Genomic DNA, 18,428 nt, shown 5'->3' with positions numbered 1-18,428 from the left:
ACATACTACAGTATTATTAACAATAAAAAGCATTTATTTTACATTTTTTTAACATAAAATATACATCGTATTGTTTTTTTGTTAATTTCGTCTCCAGTTTAAATCATTTTTTTAAACAACTAACTAAAACCCAAAATCAATGAAAACAAAATTACTAGGTAAAATTGTGCTCTTTGCATCCGTTTCCTTATTAACAATCGAGGGATACGCACAAGATGCCTCAAAATTCGTGAAACAAAAAACTACAGATGAAAAAGGAAAGCCATCGCTAATTGTTTTTAATAAACAATCCACCTACAAAACATCAGATGCAGAAAAGGTATTCACAGAACAATTAGGTCTAAAAAGCAACTCTAATTTTCATAAAACAAGGTCTGAAACTGATAAATTAGGATATTCACACGAAAAATTTCAATTATACCATCAAGGTATAAAAGTGGAGTTCTCTACGTATACCTTGCACTCTAAAGAAGGAAAATTAGAATCCATGAGTGGTGATTTTTATTCCCCAGAAAAAACCAACACTAAAGCGGCTTTAAGCAACCAACAAGCTTTTGAAAAAGCACTACAAAAAATAGGAGCTAAAAAATATCTTTGGGAATCACCAGAAGATGCTAAAATGATGAGCTACGAAAAACCTACTGGAGAATTAGTTTTTCTTCCAGCGGGAGTAAGTTTACAATCAAAACAAAAGGACAACAACTTGAGGCTGGCTTACAAATTTGACATGTATGCTTCATTCCCTGTAAGTCGTGGGGATGTTTACATTGATGCCGTTACAGGAGAAGTTTTGCTTTATAATGCTACCATCAAACATTTAGGAGAATATAGTCATGGTCGTCAAACTAATTCTACTGAAAGAGCAACTGCAAAAACTACCTCTAGTGCGGCTGTAATTGCAAATGCTGCAACACGATATAGCGGTACTCAATCTATTCAGACAGCTTTGAGCGGTTCATCTTATATATTATCTGATGCTACCCGAGGTTTAGGTGTACAAACTTATAACTCAGCTAGAACAGCCACTTATCCTACCACTAATTTTACCGATGCAGATAACAACTGGACTGCAGCAGAATTTAACAATACCAACAAGGATAACGGAGCTCTAGATGCCCATTGGGGAGCCGAGAAAACATACGATTATTTTTCAACGAAACATGGACGTAATAGTTATGATAATGCAGGAGCAAAAATAAAAAGTTATGTTCACTACAACCTAATTGCAGCTGGATATCCTGACAACAACAATGCTTTTTGGAACGGTTCAGTGATGACTTATGGCGATGGAAGTGGTACTGGCGGATTTGATGTATTAACAGCATTAGACGTCGCAGGTCACGAAATAGGTCACGCTGTTTGTAGCAACACAGCTAACTTAACGTATCAAAACGAGTCTGGAGCAATGAATGAAGGATTCTCAGATATCTGGGGAGCTTGTATTGAGTTTTCAGCAGCACCAACAAAATCAACATGGCTTATAGGAGAAGATATTGAAAGAAGAACTGGTCATTTATCCCTTCGTTCAATGAGTAATCCAAATACTGAAGGCCAACCAGACACCTATAAAGGAACTTACTGGTATGCAGGAACCGCAGATTCAGGCGGAGTACATACCAACAGTGGAGTTTTAAATCACTGGTTTTATATTTTATCTATCGGAAAATCCGGTACAAATGACATTGGAAGTGTTTTCAATGTAACGGGAATTACAATTGCAAAAGCAGAAAAAATAGCATACCGTTTAGAAAGCGTTTACTTATCTGCAAATTCAAATTATGCTAATGCAAGAACATACGGAATTCAATCTGCAGTAGATTTATACGGAGCAGGTTCACCAGAAGTAATAGCAACAACAAATGCATTTTACGCTGTAGGAATTGGAGCTGCTTATGCTGGCACAGCTGATACTGTTGCACCATCTACACCGGCAAGCTTAGCAGCTTCTGGAACAACTGCAACCTCAACCAACTTGACTTGGACTGCCTCAACGGACAATGTTGCGGTTACTGGCTATAATGTGTACCAAGGAACAACCTTGCTAACTACTGTTACAGGAACATCCTATACTGTTTCAGGATTAACAGCAGCTACTGCTTATACTTTCACCGTAAAAGCTAAAGATGCCGCAGGAAATCTATCAGCTGCTAGTAATGCAGTAAACGTTACTACAACTGGAACTGCTGTAACTTACTGTGTTTCTAAAGGAAGTAATGCAACTTCAGAATACATTGATTATGTTGCATTAGGAGGAATTACCAATACATCTGGTGCAAATGCAGGATACGGAAACTTTACAGCTTTGACAGGAAATGTACCTTACGGATCAAATACAATCACTTTTAGTGCAGGTTTCAGTGGATCTGCTTACACTGAATATTGGAAAATCTGGATTGATTATAACAAAAATGGTGTTTTTGAAACCACAGAACAAGTTGTTTCTGGATCTTCGTCAAGTAGTACAAACCTAACTGGTACCTTTACGGTTCCTACAACAGCGTTATCTGGACCTACCCGCATGAGAGTTTCCATGAAATACAACGCAGCACAAACAGCTTGCGAAACTTTTTCATATGGTGAAGTAGAAGACTACACAGTAAACATTGGTGGAGCTGCAATAGCAGGGTTTACTACAAGTATTGCAGATGGTCTAGGAAATGAAAACAATATTTTTGATTACACTATATCTCCAAACCCGTCTTCAGAATTTTTAAATGTTAGAATGGTAGATAATCGAAACGCTAATTACACCATTTATAATTTATTAGGAAAACAAGTAGAAATAGGGAAAGTTTCTGAAAATGCAATTAATGTAAGTAAACTAGCTTCTGGGGTTTACCTTTTAGAAGTAAATGACGGTCAAAAAACAATGACCAAAAAATTCATTAAGGAATAAATTATCTCATACATTGATCAAAAAAGGGGTTGTCTATTGTAGACAACCCCTTTTTAATTTTTATTTCTACCAGAATCTACATTATAAAAAGATAATCCTTAAACACTATCAAGTATTCTCTAAAGAACAAATCATTTTGTGATAAGCTCAAAAGAAATCTCCTTACTAATAATACTAGTATCACAAACCTATCGCTACAGCACTAAACACAGTTTGAGACTAAATGAAGGCCATTATGCTGATTTTACCAAATCTTATAAATACAAACCAATTTTTCCATTAAGCTAAATGCCCAAATTACTTGAAGCATTTGTTACACCAGTTATTATTTTATTCCAAATTGCTTCCATAGTTTAGGAAATTTACTTTTTAATTCATTTTCATTTTCTTCCCATTCTTCCCCGGAAATTTCAAAATTTTCTTGAATCCCTTCAGGTATATCTCTACCAGTCTTTTTTTTGTAAGCATCAGTAGGAACATAACTCAAACCCTCCCAGTCCCCATTATTAGTTTCTTTTAGAATAGATAAAGTCTCAATGTCATTTATTGCACTATTATAAATAGTTTTTCCTTGTCCAATTAGCCAACCTCTAAAATCAGAAAAACTGTCATCTGAACAACCGCCATTTATTATGTATGCAGCAGCCCAAAAATCCCAACTATAAATTTCTCCTCTTAATGTTCTAAACTTATTGTCAAATTCTAAAATTTCAATTCCACTAAGCTTTAGCAACTCTTTTTCGAGTTCATTTTGTTGTTTTTCATAATCTCCATTACTTTTTGATTTGGAAACTTCAATTATTTGCCAAAATCTATCTGTTTCCATTATTTGTTTTGGATCTTTAATGGATCCGCTAACTTCAATAAAGTTATTTTGATAATTAAAAAACTCTTTAAAACTTTTATCAAAACCAAAATGATAAATTGCGATTGAATAAACAATAATCATAATTATTAACGGAATTTTATTCAAGAATGGAGCTTCTAAAGTTCCAAAACCAACTAATGCTCCTAAAAGAGCTAACGTAAATAAAATTAACGAAACAATTTTAGCCCAATTCTTTCCTTTGTAAACCATTACTAAAAGCCCAATAGTTAATAAAAATCTTACTATTTGTTGGATTAGCTTTTTTGTCTCAATTTCTGGTCTGAGTGCATGATAAAAATATATTGTGTGAATTGAAACAAGAAGTATACTTATTGAAATTAGTATTGTTTTCTTTTTTCCAAGTTTAGTTAATTCGTTCATTTTATAATATTGTGCAGTTATTTGATATATTGTAGCTAACTAGTTAACTGTCTTAAAAACATCCTAAAACCTAAATTGGGAAAATTGTTCAAGCACTATTTATACAATCCTATTTAGGGTCAAAAAAGAGTATTAAAGACTATATTTTAAATCTTAGAACAACATGTATGCAATATATTTTAGTACGTAGATGAAACTACTGTTAAAAAAACCAGCTCGCCACAAAAATAGCAGTAATTACACATATAACGTCTACCAGCAACATCGTTCCTAAAGCGTAACGCGTATTTTTAATATTCACCGATCCAAAATAAACCGCAATTACATAAAAAGTACTTTCGGCGCTGCATTGAAAAATACTGCTCAAGCGAGCCGTTAAGGAATCAGGACCAAAAGTATTCATAGAATCAATCAAAAACCCTCTAGAACCCGCAGAGCTAAACGGACGCAATAATGCAACTGGCAACGCATCTGTGATTTCTTTGCTTACGCCCATGTTAGAGAAAATAAAAGCAATCCAGTTGCTAATTATTTCAAATAAGCCACTGTTTCTAAACAAGGAAATGGCTACGAGCATACCTAACACATAAGGAAATATGGTAACTCCTGTTTTAACACCATTATTAGCACCTACCACAAAGGCATCAAATACCGTAGTACTTGCATCGGTAAATTTCTTTTCGTTTATGAAAGAAAAAATCAAAGTAAAAGCGATAATAGCTATCAATATCAAAGCAGAAAGATTAGAAGTAAAGTAATTTTTACCAATTAAATCTAACTGGTTCACGTACATCAACAAACCTATTATAGCTGCAATTAACGTAATTAAAACCAGTACTAAAGAAGCACTCTTGAAATTGATTTTTTGCTTAACTCCAACAATCAAAAAAGCAGCAATCGTACCTATGAATGATGTAATAATGCAAGGCAACATCACATCGGCTGGATTGCTTGCATTTGCAGCAGCACGGTAGCCAATGATTGAAGTAGCTATCAAAGTAAGTCCTGAGGCATGCAAGCACATGAACATGATTTGCGCATCACTGGCTTTGTCCTTTTCAGGATTTATTTCTTGTAAACTTTCCATGGCTTTAAGGCCAAAGGGCGTTGCAGCCGAATCTAAGCCAAGAAAATTAGCTGCAAAATTCAAAGTCATATAGGATATCGAAGGATGGTTTTTAGGAATACTCGGAAATACTTTTACAAAAACAGGACTTAAGGCTTTGGCTAATTTCCCTGAAGCGCCTGAAATTATTAACAGCTCCATCAACCCACAAAAGAAAGCCAAATAAGCCATCAACGGCAATACTAAATCGAGTAAAGTACTTTTACAGGTAGGTAACAACCCATCTGATTTTTGTACCCCGCTATATATTTTTACAGTCTTATTTTTAAAAACATATGTAGTATCGGCATTAAGCGTATCTCTATTGACAATCATGGTTTGCTCTGGAGCAAGTTGTATACTGTCTTTTATAAATGGTGGTAATTTTTCTAAAAATTGCTCAGAAACTAAAATAGGATCGTCTTTCTTTCCGTTCAAAACGTGGTCAATGGTATAATTGTCTCCAGAAAACAAACTAAACACCACAAAAACAATAGATGAAATAAAAATAACTAGCCAAAATCTACTCAATACCATAACTTATAATTTTTGTAAATGTAATAAATCAATATTCAATGACAATTGCAAAAATCAATTTCAAGATTGAACGCTAAAATCACGGTCCACTTACTTTGCCATTGAATTTTGATATTGCTATTCAAATTTACACATGAATAATCTCGTCTTCAATCAACAACTCTTCTCTACGCAAACGCAAAAATATTTGTGCTACAGCAATCGTATCTCGCTCGCAATAGGTTACAATACGATCAATGTCCTTTTCTACATAAAATACATGACCCACTTGACTGCCATCGATATCGCCTTTTGAAGAAGGAATGCCGAGTACTTTACACATTAATTTCAAAGAAGTAAAATGTTTGTAATCGCCAAATTTCCATAATTCTAAAGTATCCAAATGCGGAATTTCCCAAGGTTTTTTTCCAAATAAATTCAGCTTGTCTGGAATTGCAATATTGTTGATAATCATTCGCCTAGCCAAAAAGGGAATATCAAATTCTTTGGCGTTGTGTCCGCACAAAACATGCTGCGGTTGATTGAAGTGATTGTTGAGTAAATTATTAAAGTCGGAAAGTATTTTTTTCTCCTCGCCAAAGAAACTGGTTACACGAAAATTACGAATGTCACCTTTGATGGTAAAATAACCTACCGAAATACACACAATTTTACCAAACTCGGCCCAAATACCTGCGCGATCATAAAAATCTTCGGGAGAAAACTCCTCTTTGCGTTGGTATTGGGTTTTGTGTTCCCAAAGCGATTGCATTTCCGGATCTAAAGCATCGTAATTTTCAGATTCTGGAACGGTTTCTATATCGAGAAACAGAATATTGTTGAGATTTATTTTTTCGATCATTTTTTATGGCACACAGATGACGCAGATTTAAAAGATTTGCACGGATATTCCTAAACGAATATAAAAAAAATATTCATAACCAACTAAAATAAACTATGTTGCGGAGAAGGATTTTCATGCTCTAACAACCATTTTTTGCGCCATAATCCTCCTGCATAGCCCGTTAATGAACCATCACTACCAATTACTCTGTGACAAGGAACCACAATCCACAACGGATTTTTCCCATTGGCAGAAGCCACAGCACGAATAGCTTTTGGATCACCAAGAAATTTGGATTGTTCTAGATACGTTCTTGTTTTCCCGTACGGAATATCGAGCAATGCGTTCCACACTTTTTGTTGAAAATCAGTTCCCTTGGGATTGAGTTTAAAGGTAAAATCAATTCTTTTCGAATTGAAATAGTCTTGAAGTTGCAGCACTGCATCTTGTAAAAAAACGGGGATTTCAGTGGATACTTCACCCTCTTCTAACACTCTTATTTCAGAAACACCATTTACATCACCGGTAATGGCAGCAATTCCTAACGGTGTTTTAATGTAAACTGTTTCCATTTTTTAAAGGTAAAAAAATAATCTATGTAGACTACATACGGTCATAAAAAAACCATTCGTACTTGCGAATGGTCTTTGTTTTTTAGCCCTGATAGAAGCGGCATCCTCTTGTGGTAGCGCTAGCGAACACAAGAGATATAGCGGATAGCAGGATATAGCTCCTAAAAAACTTTATTTTACATGAGAATATACGTAAGCTTCTAGCGCTTTCAATTCCTCGTCAGACATGGCTTTTGTGAGTGCAAAATTAGCTTTCATCACCTCGTATTGACTTGGGTCTACAATTGGTTCGTCTTCGCCTTTTAAAAAGGTGACCATATCAGCATTTTTACTTTTATAAATACCTGCAATGTCTTGTAAGCTGGGACCGATTACCTTTTTGTCAACTTGGTGACAGGCGATGCAATTTCCCTTTCCTTCAAAAATTTCTTTTCCTAATTCTACTGGAGTTTGAGCAACTTCTTCAGTAGTTGTTGGGTACAAGGATTCTTTTTTGGTTTCTTCTTTTTTACAAGATAGAAAGCAACATACGGCTACTAAGCAAAGGATCTTTTTCATTATTTTTTGTTTAAAAGTATTGCGGCTTCTTTGGCAAAATAAGTCGAAATTAAACTGGCTCCTGCACGTTTGATGCACATTAACTGCTCCATCATGGTTTGGTCGTGATCCAACCAACCTCTTTCGGAAGCGGCTTTGATCATGGCATATTCGCCAGAAACATGATATACCGTTACAGGCACATGAACTGCATTTTTTACTTCCCGAACGATATCTAAGTATGCAATCCCGGGTTTTACCATGACCATATCAGCGCCTTCTTCAACATCCCAAAGTGCTTCTTTGATGGCTTCAAGACGATTGGCATAATCCATTTGGTAGGTTTTTTTATCTTTTGGCACCACTACATCTGCTTCTTTTGGAGCAGAGTCTAAAGCATCCCGAAAAGGTCCGTAAAATGCAGAAGCATATTTGGCAGAATAGCTCATGATTCCCACATTGTGAAATCCTGCAGCATCTAAACCTTGGCGTAAGCGTAGAACACGTCCGTCCATCATATCGCTTGGCGCTACAAAATCGGCACCTGCTTGTGCGTGAGAAACAGCCATTTTTACCAAAGCGTCATTGGTAGAATCATTTTCGACATCACCATTTGCTATGATTCCGTCATGACCATAAATAGAATACGGATCCAAAGCCACATCAGGCATGACTATCATTTCTGGACAAGCGGTTTTGATAGCACGAATGGCGTTTTGCATAAGTCCGTTTGGGTTCCAGGCTTCAGTACCGGCGTTGTCTTTTAGATTTTCATCGACTTTTACGTAGATGTTTACTGCTCGAATTCCTAAATCGAATAATTCTTGCACTTCCTTTACCGTCAAATCAATAGAACGGCGAAAAATTCCTGGCATAGATGGAATTTCTACTTGTACATTTTCGCCTTCGGCAATAAACATTGGAAACATAAAATCACTTGGACTTAACGTTGTTTCTCTAACTAAGGAACGAATGGATTCGTTGACTCTTAAACGACGACCTCTTTGTAATGGGAACATATTTTTAGTTTTTCAAGCTCCAGAGGAGCGTAATGTTTATAGTAATTTGTTTTATCGTGATGTATTTAAGCCCCATAAGGGCGACATATTTATCTCTAATTAACATCATCAAAAAGATATTCATTTTTAAAATCTACATTATACAATTTTAAAAATTCTACATATTCCTCTTTGAATGTTTTTATTTTATGATGCTCTTCTTGATTTTGTATGTAATTGATAACATTAGTCAATTGCGAATGGCTGTAGGTGAATGCTCCAAATCCTGTTTGCCACTCAAATTTACCATTTATCCAAGCTTTTTCATTTACGAATCTTGATGAATTGGCTTTTATATCTCTGACCAAATCTGATAAAGCTTTATTTGGCTTTAAGCCAATTAGAATATGAACGTGGTCTGGCATTGCATTGATCGCAATTAATTTTTGACCCTCATTTGTAACAATACCAGTAATATATTTGAACAATTCATCTTTCCATGTACTAGAAATTAGATTTTGTCTTCCTTTTACAGCAAAGACAATTTGGATGTATATTTGAGAATAGGTGTTTGCCATTATAAATTGATGTTAGTTTAATATGTCATCCCTACGGGATTCAATTTCAATTACATAAATTATTTGCTATAAATATAGCGCTCCTACGGAACTAAATAAAAACAATATTATTTGTCCAAATATAACGCGGCGCTATAAATATATCACACCGATGGTTGCTATAAATATATCGCACCGATGGTGCTCAATCAAAACAATATTATTTCTATAAATATAGCGCTCCTACGGAGCTAAACTATCCACTCAACAGGATTCTCTAACACTTTCAACAACTTTTCTTCTTCGCTTCCTGTTTCCGGATGATGGTCATAAACCCACTGAACATGTGGCGGTAATGACATCAATATAGACTCAATTCTTCCATTAGTTTTTAGGCCAAATAAAGTGCCTTTGTCGTGTACCAAATTGAACTCAACATAGCGACCTCTTCGTATTTCTTGCCAGGTTCTCTGTTCTGGAGTATATTGTACATTTTTTCGTCGTTCTAATATAGGAACATAAGCGGTAAGAAATGAATTTCCAACTTCGGTTACAAAGTCAAACCAGTTTTCCATTGACATTTGTTCGGTTGCTTTGCAGTAATCGAAGAATAATCCACCTAGTCCACGAGCTTCATTACGGTGTGCATTCCAAAAATAGGCATCGCATTGTTTTTTAAACTTGGGATAAAAATCTAGATTGTGCTTATCACAAGCCGTTTTACAGGTTTGGTGAAAATGAATCGCATCTTCTTCAAATAAATAATAGGGGGTTAAATCCTGTCCGCCACCAAACCAACTGTTGATAACATTTCCGTTATCATCGTACATTTCGAAATAGCGCCAATTAGCATGAACCGTAGGTGCCATTGGGTTTTTAGGATGTATTACCAAACTCAATCCACAGGCAAAAAAATCGGCTTCGCCTACATTGAATAATTTTTGCATCGAATCGGGTAATTTACCGTGGACTGCTGAAATATTCACACCGCCTTTTTCGATAACATTTCCGTTTTCGATTACACGTGTTCTTCCTCCGCCGCCTTCTGGACGTTCCCAAAGATCTTCACGAAATTTGGCATGACCTTCAACGGCTTCTAAGCCAGCAACAATCTGGTCTTGAAGATTTTGTATGTATTGGTAAAATTTATTTTTCATTAAATCTAAGTAAACATTGTAAATATCACAATCGCAATTAGAACAATAAAAGGGATTGAAATAAATTCAAAATCAGTGTAATATTTCTTTTTTGAAAACAAATTAATTGCAGTCAATATTAATAAGGCAAACAAGGAGAAAAGAATAGTGAAAATAGGTAGACCTATCATCATATATCCAGCTCCACAAGGAGTTTCATTTGAAAAAGAATTTATTTTAAAAAAGAAAAAATATAAAACAAAAACAATCCAAAGTAAATACAGACCTATTGGTATAATATTTTTTTTATTGTTAATTTTTATTTTTATCAATTTATTTATATTTTCCAAATATGTTTTTAATAAAGCTTTAGGCTAACAGCTATTGTTTATACTCCTTCACCGCATCAATAAACGCTTTGGCATGATCCACAGGGATATTAGGTAAAATTCCGTGGCCTAAGTTTACGATGTATTTATCTTTTCCGAATTCGTCAATCATTTCGTGAACCATTTTCTTAATCACTGGAATTGGAGAAAATAATCGAGATGGATCAAAATTACCTTGTAATGTGATGTTTCCACCTGACAAATAACGTGCGTTTCTAGGTGAGCAGGTCCAATCTACACCTAGTGCAGACGCTTTACTTTTTCCCATTTCATTTAAAGCAAACCAACATCCTTTACCAAAAACAATAACTGGAGTTACCTCAGCTAAGGCATCGATGATTTGGTTGATGTATTTCCAGGAGAATTCTTGGTAATCAACTGGCGACAACATACCGCCCCAAGAATCAAAAATCTGAACCGCATTCACACCTGATTTTACTTTTTCTAATAAGTATAAAATAGTAGTATCGGTGATTTTTTGTAATAAAGTGTGCGCCGCTACTGGATCAGAGAAACAGAATCCTTTGGCAGTATCAAAACTTTTAGACCCCTTACCTTCAACAGCATAACAAAAAATAGTCCATGGCGAACCAGCAAAACCTATTAAAGGCACCTCATCGTTCAACATTTCTTTGGTTAACTTCACCGCATCAAAAACGTAACCTAAAGTTTCATTTACATCCGGAACAAAAACTTGGTTTACTTGTTCCATCGTACGAATAGGATTTGGGATAATTGGTCCTAAATTGTCTTTTAATTCCACGTGAATTCCCATAGCACGTGGTACAACAAGAATATCCGAAAACAAAATCGCAGCATCTGGAGCAATTCTACGAATAGGTTGAACCGTAATTTCGGCAGCTAATTCTGGTGTTTCGCAACGGGTAAAAAAGTCGTATTTGTCACGCAATGCTCTAAATTCTGGTAAATACCTGCCCGCTTGACGCATCATCCAAACTGGCGGACGCTCTACTACTTCTCCTTTTAACGCTCTTAAAAACAGGTCATTTTTAAGTACTTTTGCTTGATTATCGGTGCTGTTCATTTTAATATGCTTTGTGACTTTTAGGTTGTCTAATTTTTTAATTTATGATCTTTACGTATACATTACGCAGTGGGAATTACGATTCTTTATAATATGCAATCACTTCCTCAATTACTTCTTCGATAATAGGAAATTCAGGTATGACAATGTTGTTAATTTTCTTTGATTCTAATGACGATGCTGTTGTGGTGCCAATACAAAAACAAACTTCGTCTTGAATTGTATTATTAGTGAAATAACTTTCCACAGCCGATGGACTAAAGAAAAGAATACCATCAAATTTTTCCTGACTTGAAATCTTAAAAGGAGTAAGTGTAGTTTGATACACCTCAATCTCATTAAAAATGATTCCAGCATCTTTTAACGCAGCAGGAAGTGTTTCCTTACGCAGGTTCCCACTCAAAAAAGTAAAATGCTCTTTATTGTAAATCAGCGTAATTATCTCTGCAAGTTCAGAAGCGTAATCCATATACACATCTACCGTAAAGCCATGTTGCTCTAGCAATTCTTTGGTTTTTATGCCTACACAAAACACAGGTTTAGTTTTTAAAACCTCCCAACCATTTTGTTCTATTAAACTCAAAACTGCATTTTGACTACTGAAAATCAAATTCGCATTGATACTTTTCAAGTCAAACAAATTGTTTTTTATTTCGATAAAATCTTCTTCTAAAAGATCAAAATCAGCATCAATAAAAACTTTTCTTTGAGCATCTGTTAGTGTTCTGGTCGATAAAATACTTTTTTGACTCATTATTTTTTTAATTTCTCTTTTATAGATTTCATCAATGCTACACCGCCATTTTCAAGGATTTCTTGTGCGCAGAAATACCCTAATTTTTTCCATTCTTGCATGGGAACTGTTTTCTCAATTTCGATTTTTTCTTTACCATCAATAGAAAACAAAACTCCTTTGAAGACAATATCATCCTCTACAAAAACGGCTAAAGCACCAATAGGTGCCGTACAACCACCTTCTAAAGTTTTAAGAAATTGTCTTTCAATGTGGGTACATATTTCAGTGTCAATATCATTCAGTTCGTGCAATGCTTGTCGAGAATACTCATCATTTGCCATTGCTACAACAAGCATAGCTCCTTGCGCTGGTGCTGGAATCATCCAGTCTAGATCAATATAGTCTTCTGGTTTAAGATTAATTCTTTCTAGCCCTGCTGCTGCAAATACGGCTCCACTCCAGTCACTTTCTTGTAGTTTTTTCATGCGTGAATTTACATTTCCGCGCAAATCAACTACATTATGATTGGGATATTTATTAAGCCATTGCGCTTGACGACGCAAACTGCCTGTTGCAATGGTACCGGTACTATTTATGAAATCTAGGTTTCCTTTGTGCACTAAAATATCGAGTGTATTCGCTCTTTCAAGAACGGCTGCTTGAACAATTCCGTGTGGTAATGCTGTTGGAACATCTTTCATGGAGTGTACCGCAATATCAACATCTCCATTGATCATGGCTACATCGAGTGTTTTGGTAAAAATTCCGGTGATTCCTAATTCGTAAAGTGGCTTATCTAAAATGATATCACCTTGAGATTTTACGGCTACAATTTCTGTTTTGTACCCTAGATCGTTTAACTTATTTTGAACAGTGTGGGCTTGCCAGAGTGCGAGTTCACTATCACGGGTTCCTATGCGTATCGTTTTGTTCACTATTTTAATTTTTTCAACCCATGAGAAATGAAGTTCTCTCCTGATTTGATTTTAATGGCGCCGACTTTATTTAGCCGTTGCTCCTATTTTAAAAACTTTCTCAATCCATTCAATACTTTCATCCACCATGGTGTTATCATCTTTTAAATGATTGGCAAAATGGGTTGTAATTTTATGGATAATGCGGTTGCTTATTATTTCCGCTTGTTCTTCATTGAAGTTAGATATTTTCTTGCTTTGAAAATCAAGTTCAGATGCTTTAATCGCGTTCAATTTTGCTTTCAAAGCATTAATTGTTGGCGCAAACTTTCTGCCTTTGGTCCAAGTGATGAACTCTTCCTTAATTTCTTCGATAATCGCTTCGGCAGCGGGAATGTGTTTTTTTCTGTTTTCTAAAGTTTCATCTGTCAACTGTGACAAATAATCCATGTGAATTAAGGTCACTCCATCCAGTTCTTCCACGTTTTCATGTGCATTTTTTGGAATTGACAAATCTAGAATCAAAAGTGGTTTTTTTAAATTCAAAATCGCTTTGTCAATTGTTGGATTTTGTGCACCAGTGGCCACCACAACAACATCCGCTTTTTGTAATTCAAGATGCAATTCTGAATAATCCTTAACAATAAGATTTAATTTCCCAGCCAGTTTTTCTGCCTTTTCTTTAGTTCTATTGATTAAGGTTATGTGTTCGTTTTTAGTATGTTTTACTAAATTTTCACAGGTATTTCGACCAATTTTTCCCGTACCAAAAAGTAATATGTTTTTGTTACCAATATCTTCTACATTTTTGATAATGTATTGCACTGCCGCAAAAGATACTGATGTAGCTCCAGAACTTATCTCGGTATCCGTTTTTATTTTTTTACTGGCTTGGATTACAGCATTGACCAATCGTTCCAAAAAAGCATTGGCTAAACCTAATCCTTTTGACTGTGAAAAACTGGATTTAATTTGAGCGATAATTTCAAAATCTCCCAAAATCTGACTATCAAGACCTGTTCCCACTCGAAATAAATGACTAATGGCTTCTTGATTTTTATAAACAAATCCTACCTTTTGAAAGGATTCAACAGAACCTTGACTGTTCTCACAAATCAATTTGATCAATTGAAATGGATGTTCTGCAAAACCGTAAATCTCAGTACGGTTGCAGGTTGAAGTAACTATTAAACTCTCTATTCCTTCATTTTTAGCTTGCTCTAACAAACGTGTTTTTGCAACACCATCTAAACTAAACTTCCCTCTAATCTCTGCATCGGCTTTCTTGTAGCTTAACCCAACCGCGTAAAAATACTGATGCTTTGATGTGTTATTGTTTTCCATATTTGCACTTTTCCAAAAAGTGAAACAAAATTAGTACTACAGTAGTTATAAAAATAACGCTAGAAGTTCTTTTTGTATCGCTTAATGATTTTTTGATTCTAATTGTATTTATTAAGCAAAAAAACTTATTTTTGTAATGAAATCAAGTGATTTGAATCTCTTTATTTAGAGTTGTTCTAAATAAAAACGTTTCTTAAATATGATTTTTATATTAAAAAAATACCGCTATGAGTTCTGAAGAAATTATAAAAATTGAAGACGATTTTACGCTAATTCGGTTTCAAAATGATGGTATAGACCCGTTCCATGCACAACGAGAAGTGAGCAGTGGCTTGATTCAGTTTCATTTTGGACTAAAAGGAAGTGCTAAATTTATTTTTAATCAAGGAAACTATGCGCTAGAACTTAAAGAGGAAAAATCATTATTACTTTACAACCCACAAAAAGAATTACCTCTTAATTTAGAACTAGCTCCAAATTCTTGGGTGATATCTGTAATTATTTCAATCAAAAAATTCCATGCGCTATTCTCTACCGAGGCAGATTATATCACTTTTTTGAGCGCCGATAATAAAGATAAAAAATATTATAACGAAGGAAACATTAGCCCATCAATGGCAATTGTGCTATCACAGTTGTTTCATTACAGCTTACATCCATCTATAAAAAACTTATATTACAAAGGCAAAGGGTATGAGTTATTAAGCCTTTACTTCAATCGAACCGAAGATCCAAATGCAGAGCAATGTCCTTTTTTAATAGATGAAGACAATGTGATCAAAATAAAAAAAGCAAAAGAAATCATTATTGCTAACATGGCCGAACCACCAGGTTTACAAGAATTAGCAGATGAAATAGGTTTGAATTTAAAAAAACTCAAAATGGGTTTCAAACAAATTTATGGTGATACCGTGTACGGTTTTTTATTTGACTATAAAATGGATTTCGCTCGAAAACTACTAGATAGTGGCTCCTACAACGTAAATGAAGTGGGGTTGAAAATAGGGTACAGCACCGGAAGCCATTTTATAACAGCATTCAAAAAGAAATTTGCTACCACTCCCAAAAAATATTTGATGTCCATAAACCCTAATATGCAGTAAACGATTGTTTTCGTATATTAAACAATAAATAAAAAATAGTTAATCGCAAAGTATAAAAAAGCAGGTTTAGTTACTTTTGCTTCATAAAAAAAAGACAAGATGAAAGGTGTATTATTAGTAAATTTAGGTTCTCCCGAAAGTCCAACTCCAAAAGATGTAAAACCTTATTTAGATGAGTTTTTAATGGACAAATATGTAATTGACGTTCCGTTTTTATTACGTGCATTACTAGTACGCGGAATCATTTTACAAACAAGACCTAAAAAATCAGCGGCAGCATACGCTAGAATTTGGTGGGACGAAGGTTCTCCACTTGTAGTCATATCAAGAAGAATGCACGAAAAAGTACAAAAACTCGTGGATGTTCCTGTTGCTTTGGCCATGCGTTACGGCAATCCATCGCTTTTATCCGGATTACAAGAATTACATGATAAAGGTGTGACCGAAGTATTGCTTTTTCCATTGTATCCGCAACACGCAATGGCTTCAACTACTACTATTCTAGAACTGGCAGAGGAACACCGCAAAAAGTATTTCCCTGAAATGAAATTCACAATTGTTCCAGCTTTTTACAACAAACCTGATTATTTGAAAAATCTAGCTGATTCTATAAAAGGACATTTGGAAGGTTTTGATTACGATCATTTGTTGTTTTCATACCACGGAATTCCAGAACGACACATTCGCAAAACAGACATCACCAAATCACATTGTAAAATAGATGGCTCTTGTTGTAATACACCATCACCTGCACACGAATTTTGTTACCGTCATCAATGCTACGAAACCACAAAACAAGTGGTTAAGTTGTTAGGAATTCCAGAAGGAAAATACAGCCAGACGTTTCAATCACGTTTAGCGGGCGACAAATGGTTGACTCCCTACACAGATGTTGAAGTTAACAAAATGCCAAAAAAAGGCATTAAAAATTTAGCCGTAGTGACACCTGCATTTGTATCAGATTGTTTAGAGACCTTAGAGGAAATTGCTATGGAAGCCAATGAAGAATTTTTACACCACGGTGGAGAAAAATTCATGGCCATTCCTTGTTTAAATGACGATGAAGATTGGTGTAAAACAGTAGGAAACTGGATTACTACCTGGACAGGCGTATCTACAACAGCTACGTTAGAAAAAACTACTGCATAAATGAATACCAGTACCGATGAGTTGGGAACGCAACCAATCAAAAAACTCTTGATTAAACAAGCGGTTCCTTCCTCTATTGGGATTCTCTTTATGTCTGTTAATATTTTGATAGACACCATATTTGTTGGGCAATGGATCGGTTCACTTGCAATTGCTGCAGTAACCGTTGTATTGCCCATCACTTTTTTAATTTCGTCATTAGGCATGGCTATTGGTGTAGGAGGCGGATCTGTTTTGTCACGTGCTTTAGGAGCTAACAACAAGGAAAAAGCACTGCAAACTTTTGGGAACCAAATAACAATGACTTTCATCCTAGCCTCGGTTTTTGTGGTATTCGGTTTGGTATTTAGTGATGAAATGCTTTTGCTTTTTGGGGCAAAAGGAGCCATTTTTAAACCTGCGCAAGAGTTTTATTTTCCTATTATAATCAGCGTTCCCTTTCTAGCATTGTGCATGATGGGGAATAATGTCATTCGGGCTGAGGGAAAGGCTAAATTTGCCATGGTAGCCATGATCATCCCCGCATTTGTAAATATTGGCTTAGATATTCTTTTTATAAAATACTTAGATATGGGTATTTTTGGCGCAGCATTGGCCACAGCCATATCCTATACTACTTGTTTTTTATTTGTAGTATGGTACTTTGTTTTCAAGAGTCAATTGCGATTGCAACTCAAACATTTTTTATTCAACGCATCCATTGTCAAGCAAATAACGTCCCTTAGCATTGTTACGTTTTCCAGGCAAGGTGTCGTTAGTCTTTTATCAATTTTGTTAAACCACACTTTATACACCTATGGCGGCGAACATTCCGTTGCTATTTATGGGATTATCAGCAGAATGTTAATGTTTGCTTTGTTCCCTATACTTGGAATCACACAAGGATTTTTGCCTATTGCGGGTTACAATTATGGAGCTTCTAATTTTGCTCGTGTTAAGGAGAGTGTTCAGTTATCTATATTATATGCGGCGGTTTTGGCTTCTATAATATTTGTGGTCATCTTGGTGTTTGCGAAACCAATTGTATCAGTTTTTACAACTGATCCCGAGGTTATAGCCCAAACGCCTAATGCCTTGCGCTGGGTTTTTGCTGCTTCACCTATTATTGCCATTCAACTGATTGGTGCTGCCTATTTTCAAGCGATTGGCAATGCCAAAAAAGCATTACTTTTAACGTTGAGCAAACAAGGATTTTTCCTCATCCCGCTAGTGCTGATTCTACCAAATTTTTTAGGTATTTTTGGCGTATGGATTGCGTTTCCTATTGCCGATGTTTTATCAACAGCATTGACTGGCTATTTATTAAAAAAAGAAATACATACTAAACTACTATAACGG

General features: G+C 35.3%; 16 protein-coding genes. 4 read left to right on the top strand and 12 right to left on the bottom strand.

Annotated elements, in window-relative coordinates:
* Positions 1–139 precede the first annotated feature (139 nt).
* Positions 140–2,896 carry a M4 family metallopeptidase gene (locus DNC80_RS05340; RefSeq protein ID WP_182649864.1) on the top strand — a complete coding sequence of 919 codons (2,757 nt, stop codon included), beginning with the start codon at positions 140–142 and terminating at the stop codon, positions 2,894–2,896.
* Between the two features lie 325 nt (positions 2,897–3,221).
* Here DNC80_RS05340 and DNC80_RS05335 read toward each other — a convergent pair whose 3' ends face one another.
* The 12 genes from DNC80_RS05335 to hemA all read right to left on the bottom strand — a co-directional run bounded on the left by DNC80_RS05335 (position 3,222) and on the right by hemA (position 14,838).
* Complete coding sequence (locus tag DNC80_RS05335) at positions 3,222–4,145, bottom strand: DUF4240 domain-containing protein (protein ID WP_182649862.1); 924 nt, start codon at positions 4,143–4,145, stop codon at positions 3,222–3,224.
* Positions 4,146–4,347: 202 nt separating this feature from the next.
* Entirely contained in the window at positions 4,348–5,787 is a 1,440-nt protein-coding gene (locus tag DNC80_RS05330) for a nucleoside recognition domain-containing protein (protein ID WP_182649860.1), read from the bottom strand.
* A 127-nt stretch (positions 5,788–5,914) separates the two neighbouring features.
* Positions 5,915–6,628 carry a 3'-5' exonuclease gene (locus DNC80_RS05325; protein ID WP_182649858.1) on the bottom strand — a complete coding sequence of 238 codons (714 nt, stop codon included), beginning with the start codon at positions 6,626–6,628 and terminating at the stop codon, positions 5,915–5,917.
* 83 nt (positions 6,629–6,711) lie between these two features.
* Positions 6,712–7,182, bottom strand: a complete 471-nt coding sequence (locus DNC80_RS05320) for a methylated-DNA--[protein]-cysteine S-methyltransferase (protein WP_182649857.1) — start codon at positions 7,180–7,182, stop codon at positions 6,712–6,714.
* Between the two features lie 171 nt (positions 7,183–7,353).
* Positions 7,354–7,740 (bottom strand): c-type cytochrome, encoded by a 387-nt coding sequence (locus DNC80_RS05315; RefSeq protein ID WP_182649855.1) that lies wholly within the window; start codon positions 7,738–7,740, stop codon positions 7,354–7,356.
* The gene (hemB, locus tag DNC80_RS05310; protein WP_182649853.1) at positions 7,740–8,738 is read right to left on the bottom strand and encodes a porphobilinogen synthase; all 999 of its coding nucleotides are present in this window, start codon (positions 8,736–8,738) and stop codon (positions 7,740–7,742) included. Before hemB ends, DNC80_RS05315 begins: the two co-directional genes overlap by 1 nt.
* 95 nt (positions 8,739–8,833) lie before the next feature.
* A complete protein-coding gene (gene tnpA / locus DNC80_RS05305; protein ID WP_182649851.1) occupies positions 8,834–9,295 on the bottom strand; it encodes an IS200/IS605 family transposase in 462 nt (153 codons plus the stop codon).
* 230 nt (positions 9,296–9,525) lie between these two features.
* Positions 9,526–10,431 carry an oxygen-dependent coproporphyrinogen oxidase gene (gene hemF / locus DNC80_RS05300; protein ID WP_182649849.1) on the bottom strand — a complete coding sequence of 302 codons (906 nt, stop codon included), beginning with the start codon at positions 10,429–10,431 and terminating at the stop codon, positions 9,526–9,528.
* A gap of 360 nt (positions 10,432–10,791) precedes the next feature.
* Positions 10,792–11,844 carry a uroporphyrinogen decarboxylase gene (gene hemE / locus DNC80_RS05295; protein ID WP_182649847.1) on the bottom strand — a complete coding sequence of 351 codons (1,053 nt, stop codon included), beginning with the start codon at positions 11,842–11,844 and terminating at the stop codon, positions 10,792–10,794.
* A 76-nt stretch (positions 11,845–11,920) separates the two neighbouring features.
* The gene (locus DNC80_RS05290; RefSeq protein WP_182649845.1) at positions 11,921–12,598 is read right to left on the bottom strand and encodes a uroporphyrinogen-III synthase; all 678 of its coding nucleotides are present in this window, start codon (positions 12,596–12,598) and stop codon (positions 11,921–11,923) included.
* Positions 12,598–13,518 carry a hydroxymethylbilane synthase gene (gene hemC / locus DNC80_RS05285; protein WP_182649868.1) on the bottom strand — a complete coding sequence of 307 codons (921 nt, stop codon included), beginning with the start codon at positions 13,516–13,518 and terminating at the stop codon, positions 12,598–12,600. The genes DNC80_RS05290 and hemC overlap by 1 nt, the downstream gene beginning before the upstream one ends.
* A 63-nt stretch (positions 13,519–13,581) precedes the next feature.
* The gene (gene hemA, locus DNC80_RS05280; RefSeq protein ID WP_182649843.1) at positions 13,582–14,838 is read right to left on the bottom strand and encodes a glutamyl-tRNA reductase; all 1,257 of its coding nucleotides are present in this window, start codon (positions 14,836–14,838) and stop codon (positions 13,582–13,584) included.
* Positions 14,839–15,065: 227 nt separating this feature from the next.
* On the opposite strand from hemA, the gene DNC80_RS05275 reads away from it, so the two are divergent.
* The 3 genes from DNC80_RS05275 to DNC80_RS05265 all read left to right on the top strand — a co-directional run bounded on the left by DNC80_RS05275 (position 15,066) and on the right by DNC80_RS05265 (position 18,425).
* Entirely contained in the window at positions 15,066–15,941 is an 876-nt protein-coding gene (locus DNC80_RS05275) for a helix-turn-helix transcriptional regulator (RefSeq protein WP_182649841.1), read from the top strand.
* Positions 15,942–16,040: 99 nt separating this feature from the next.
* Positions 16,041–17,090, top strand: coding sequence for a ferrochelatase (hemH, locus tag DNC80_RS05270; protein WP_182649839.1), 1,050 nt, complete (start codon positions 16,041–16,043; stop codon positions 17,088–17,090).
* A complete protein-coding gene (locus DNC80_RS05265) occupies positions 17,091–18,425 on the top strand; it encodes an MATE family efflux transporter (RefSeq protein ID WP_182649837.1) in 1,335 nt (444 codons plus the stop codon).
* The last annotated feature ends 3 nt before the right edge of the window (positions 18,426–18,428 follow it).

Origin of the sequence: Flavobacterium sp. SOK18b, assembly GCF_014156605.1 — a bacterium.
Taxonomy (GTDB): Bacteria; Bacteroidota; Bacteroidia; order Flavobacteriales; family Flavobacteriaceae; genus Flavobacterium; species Flavobacterium tiangeerense.
This window is presented reverse-complemented; position numbering and strand designations above follow the sequence as displayed.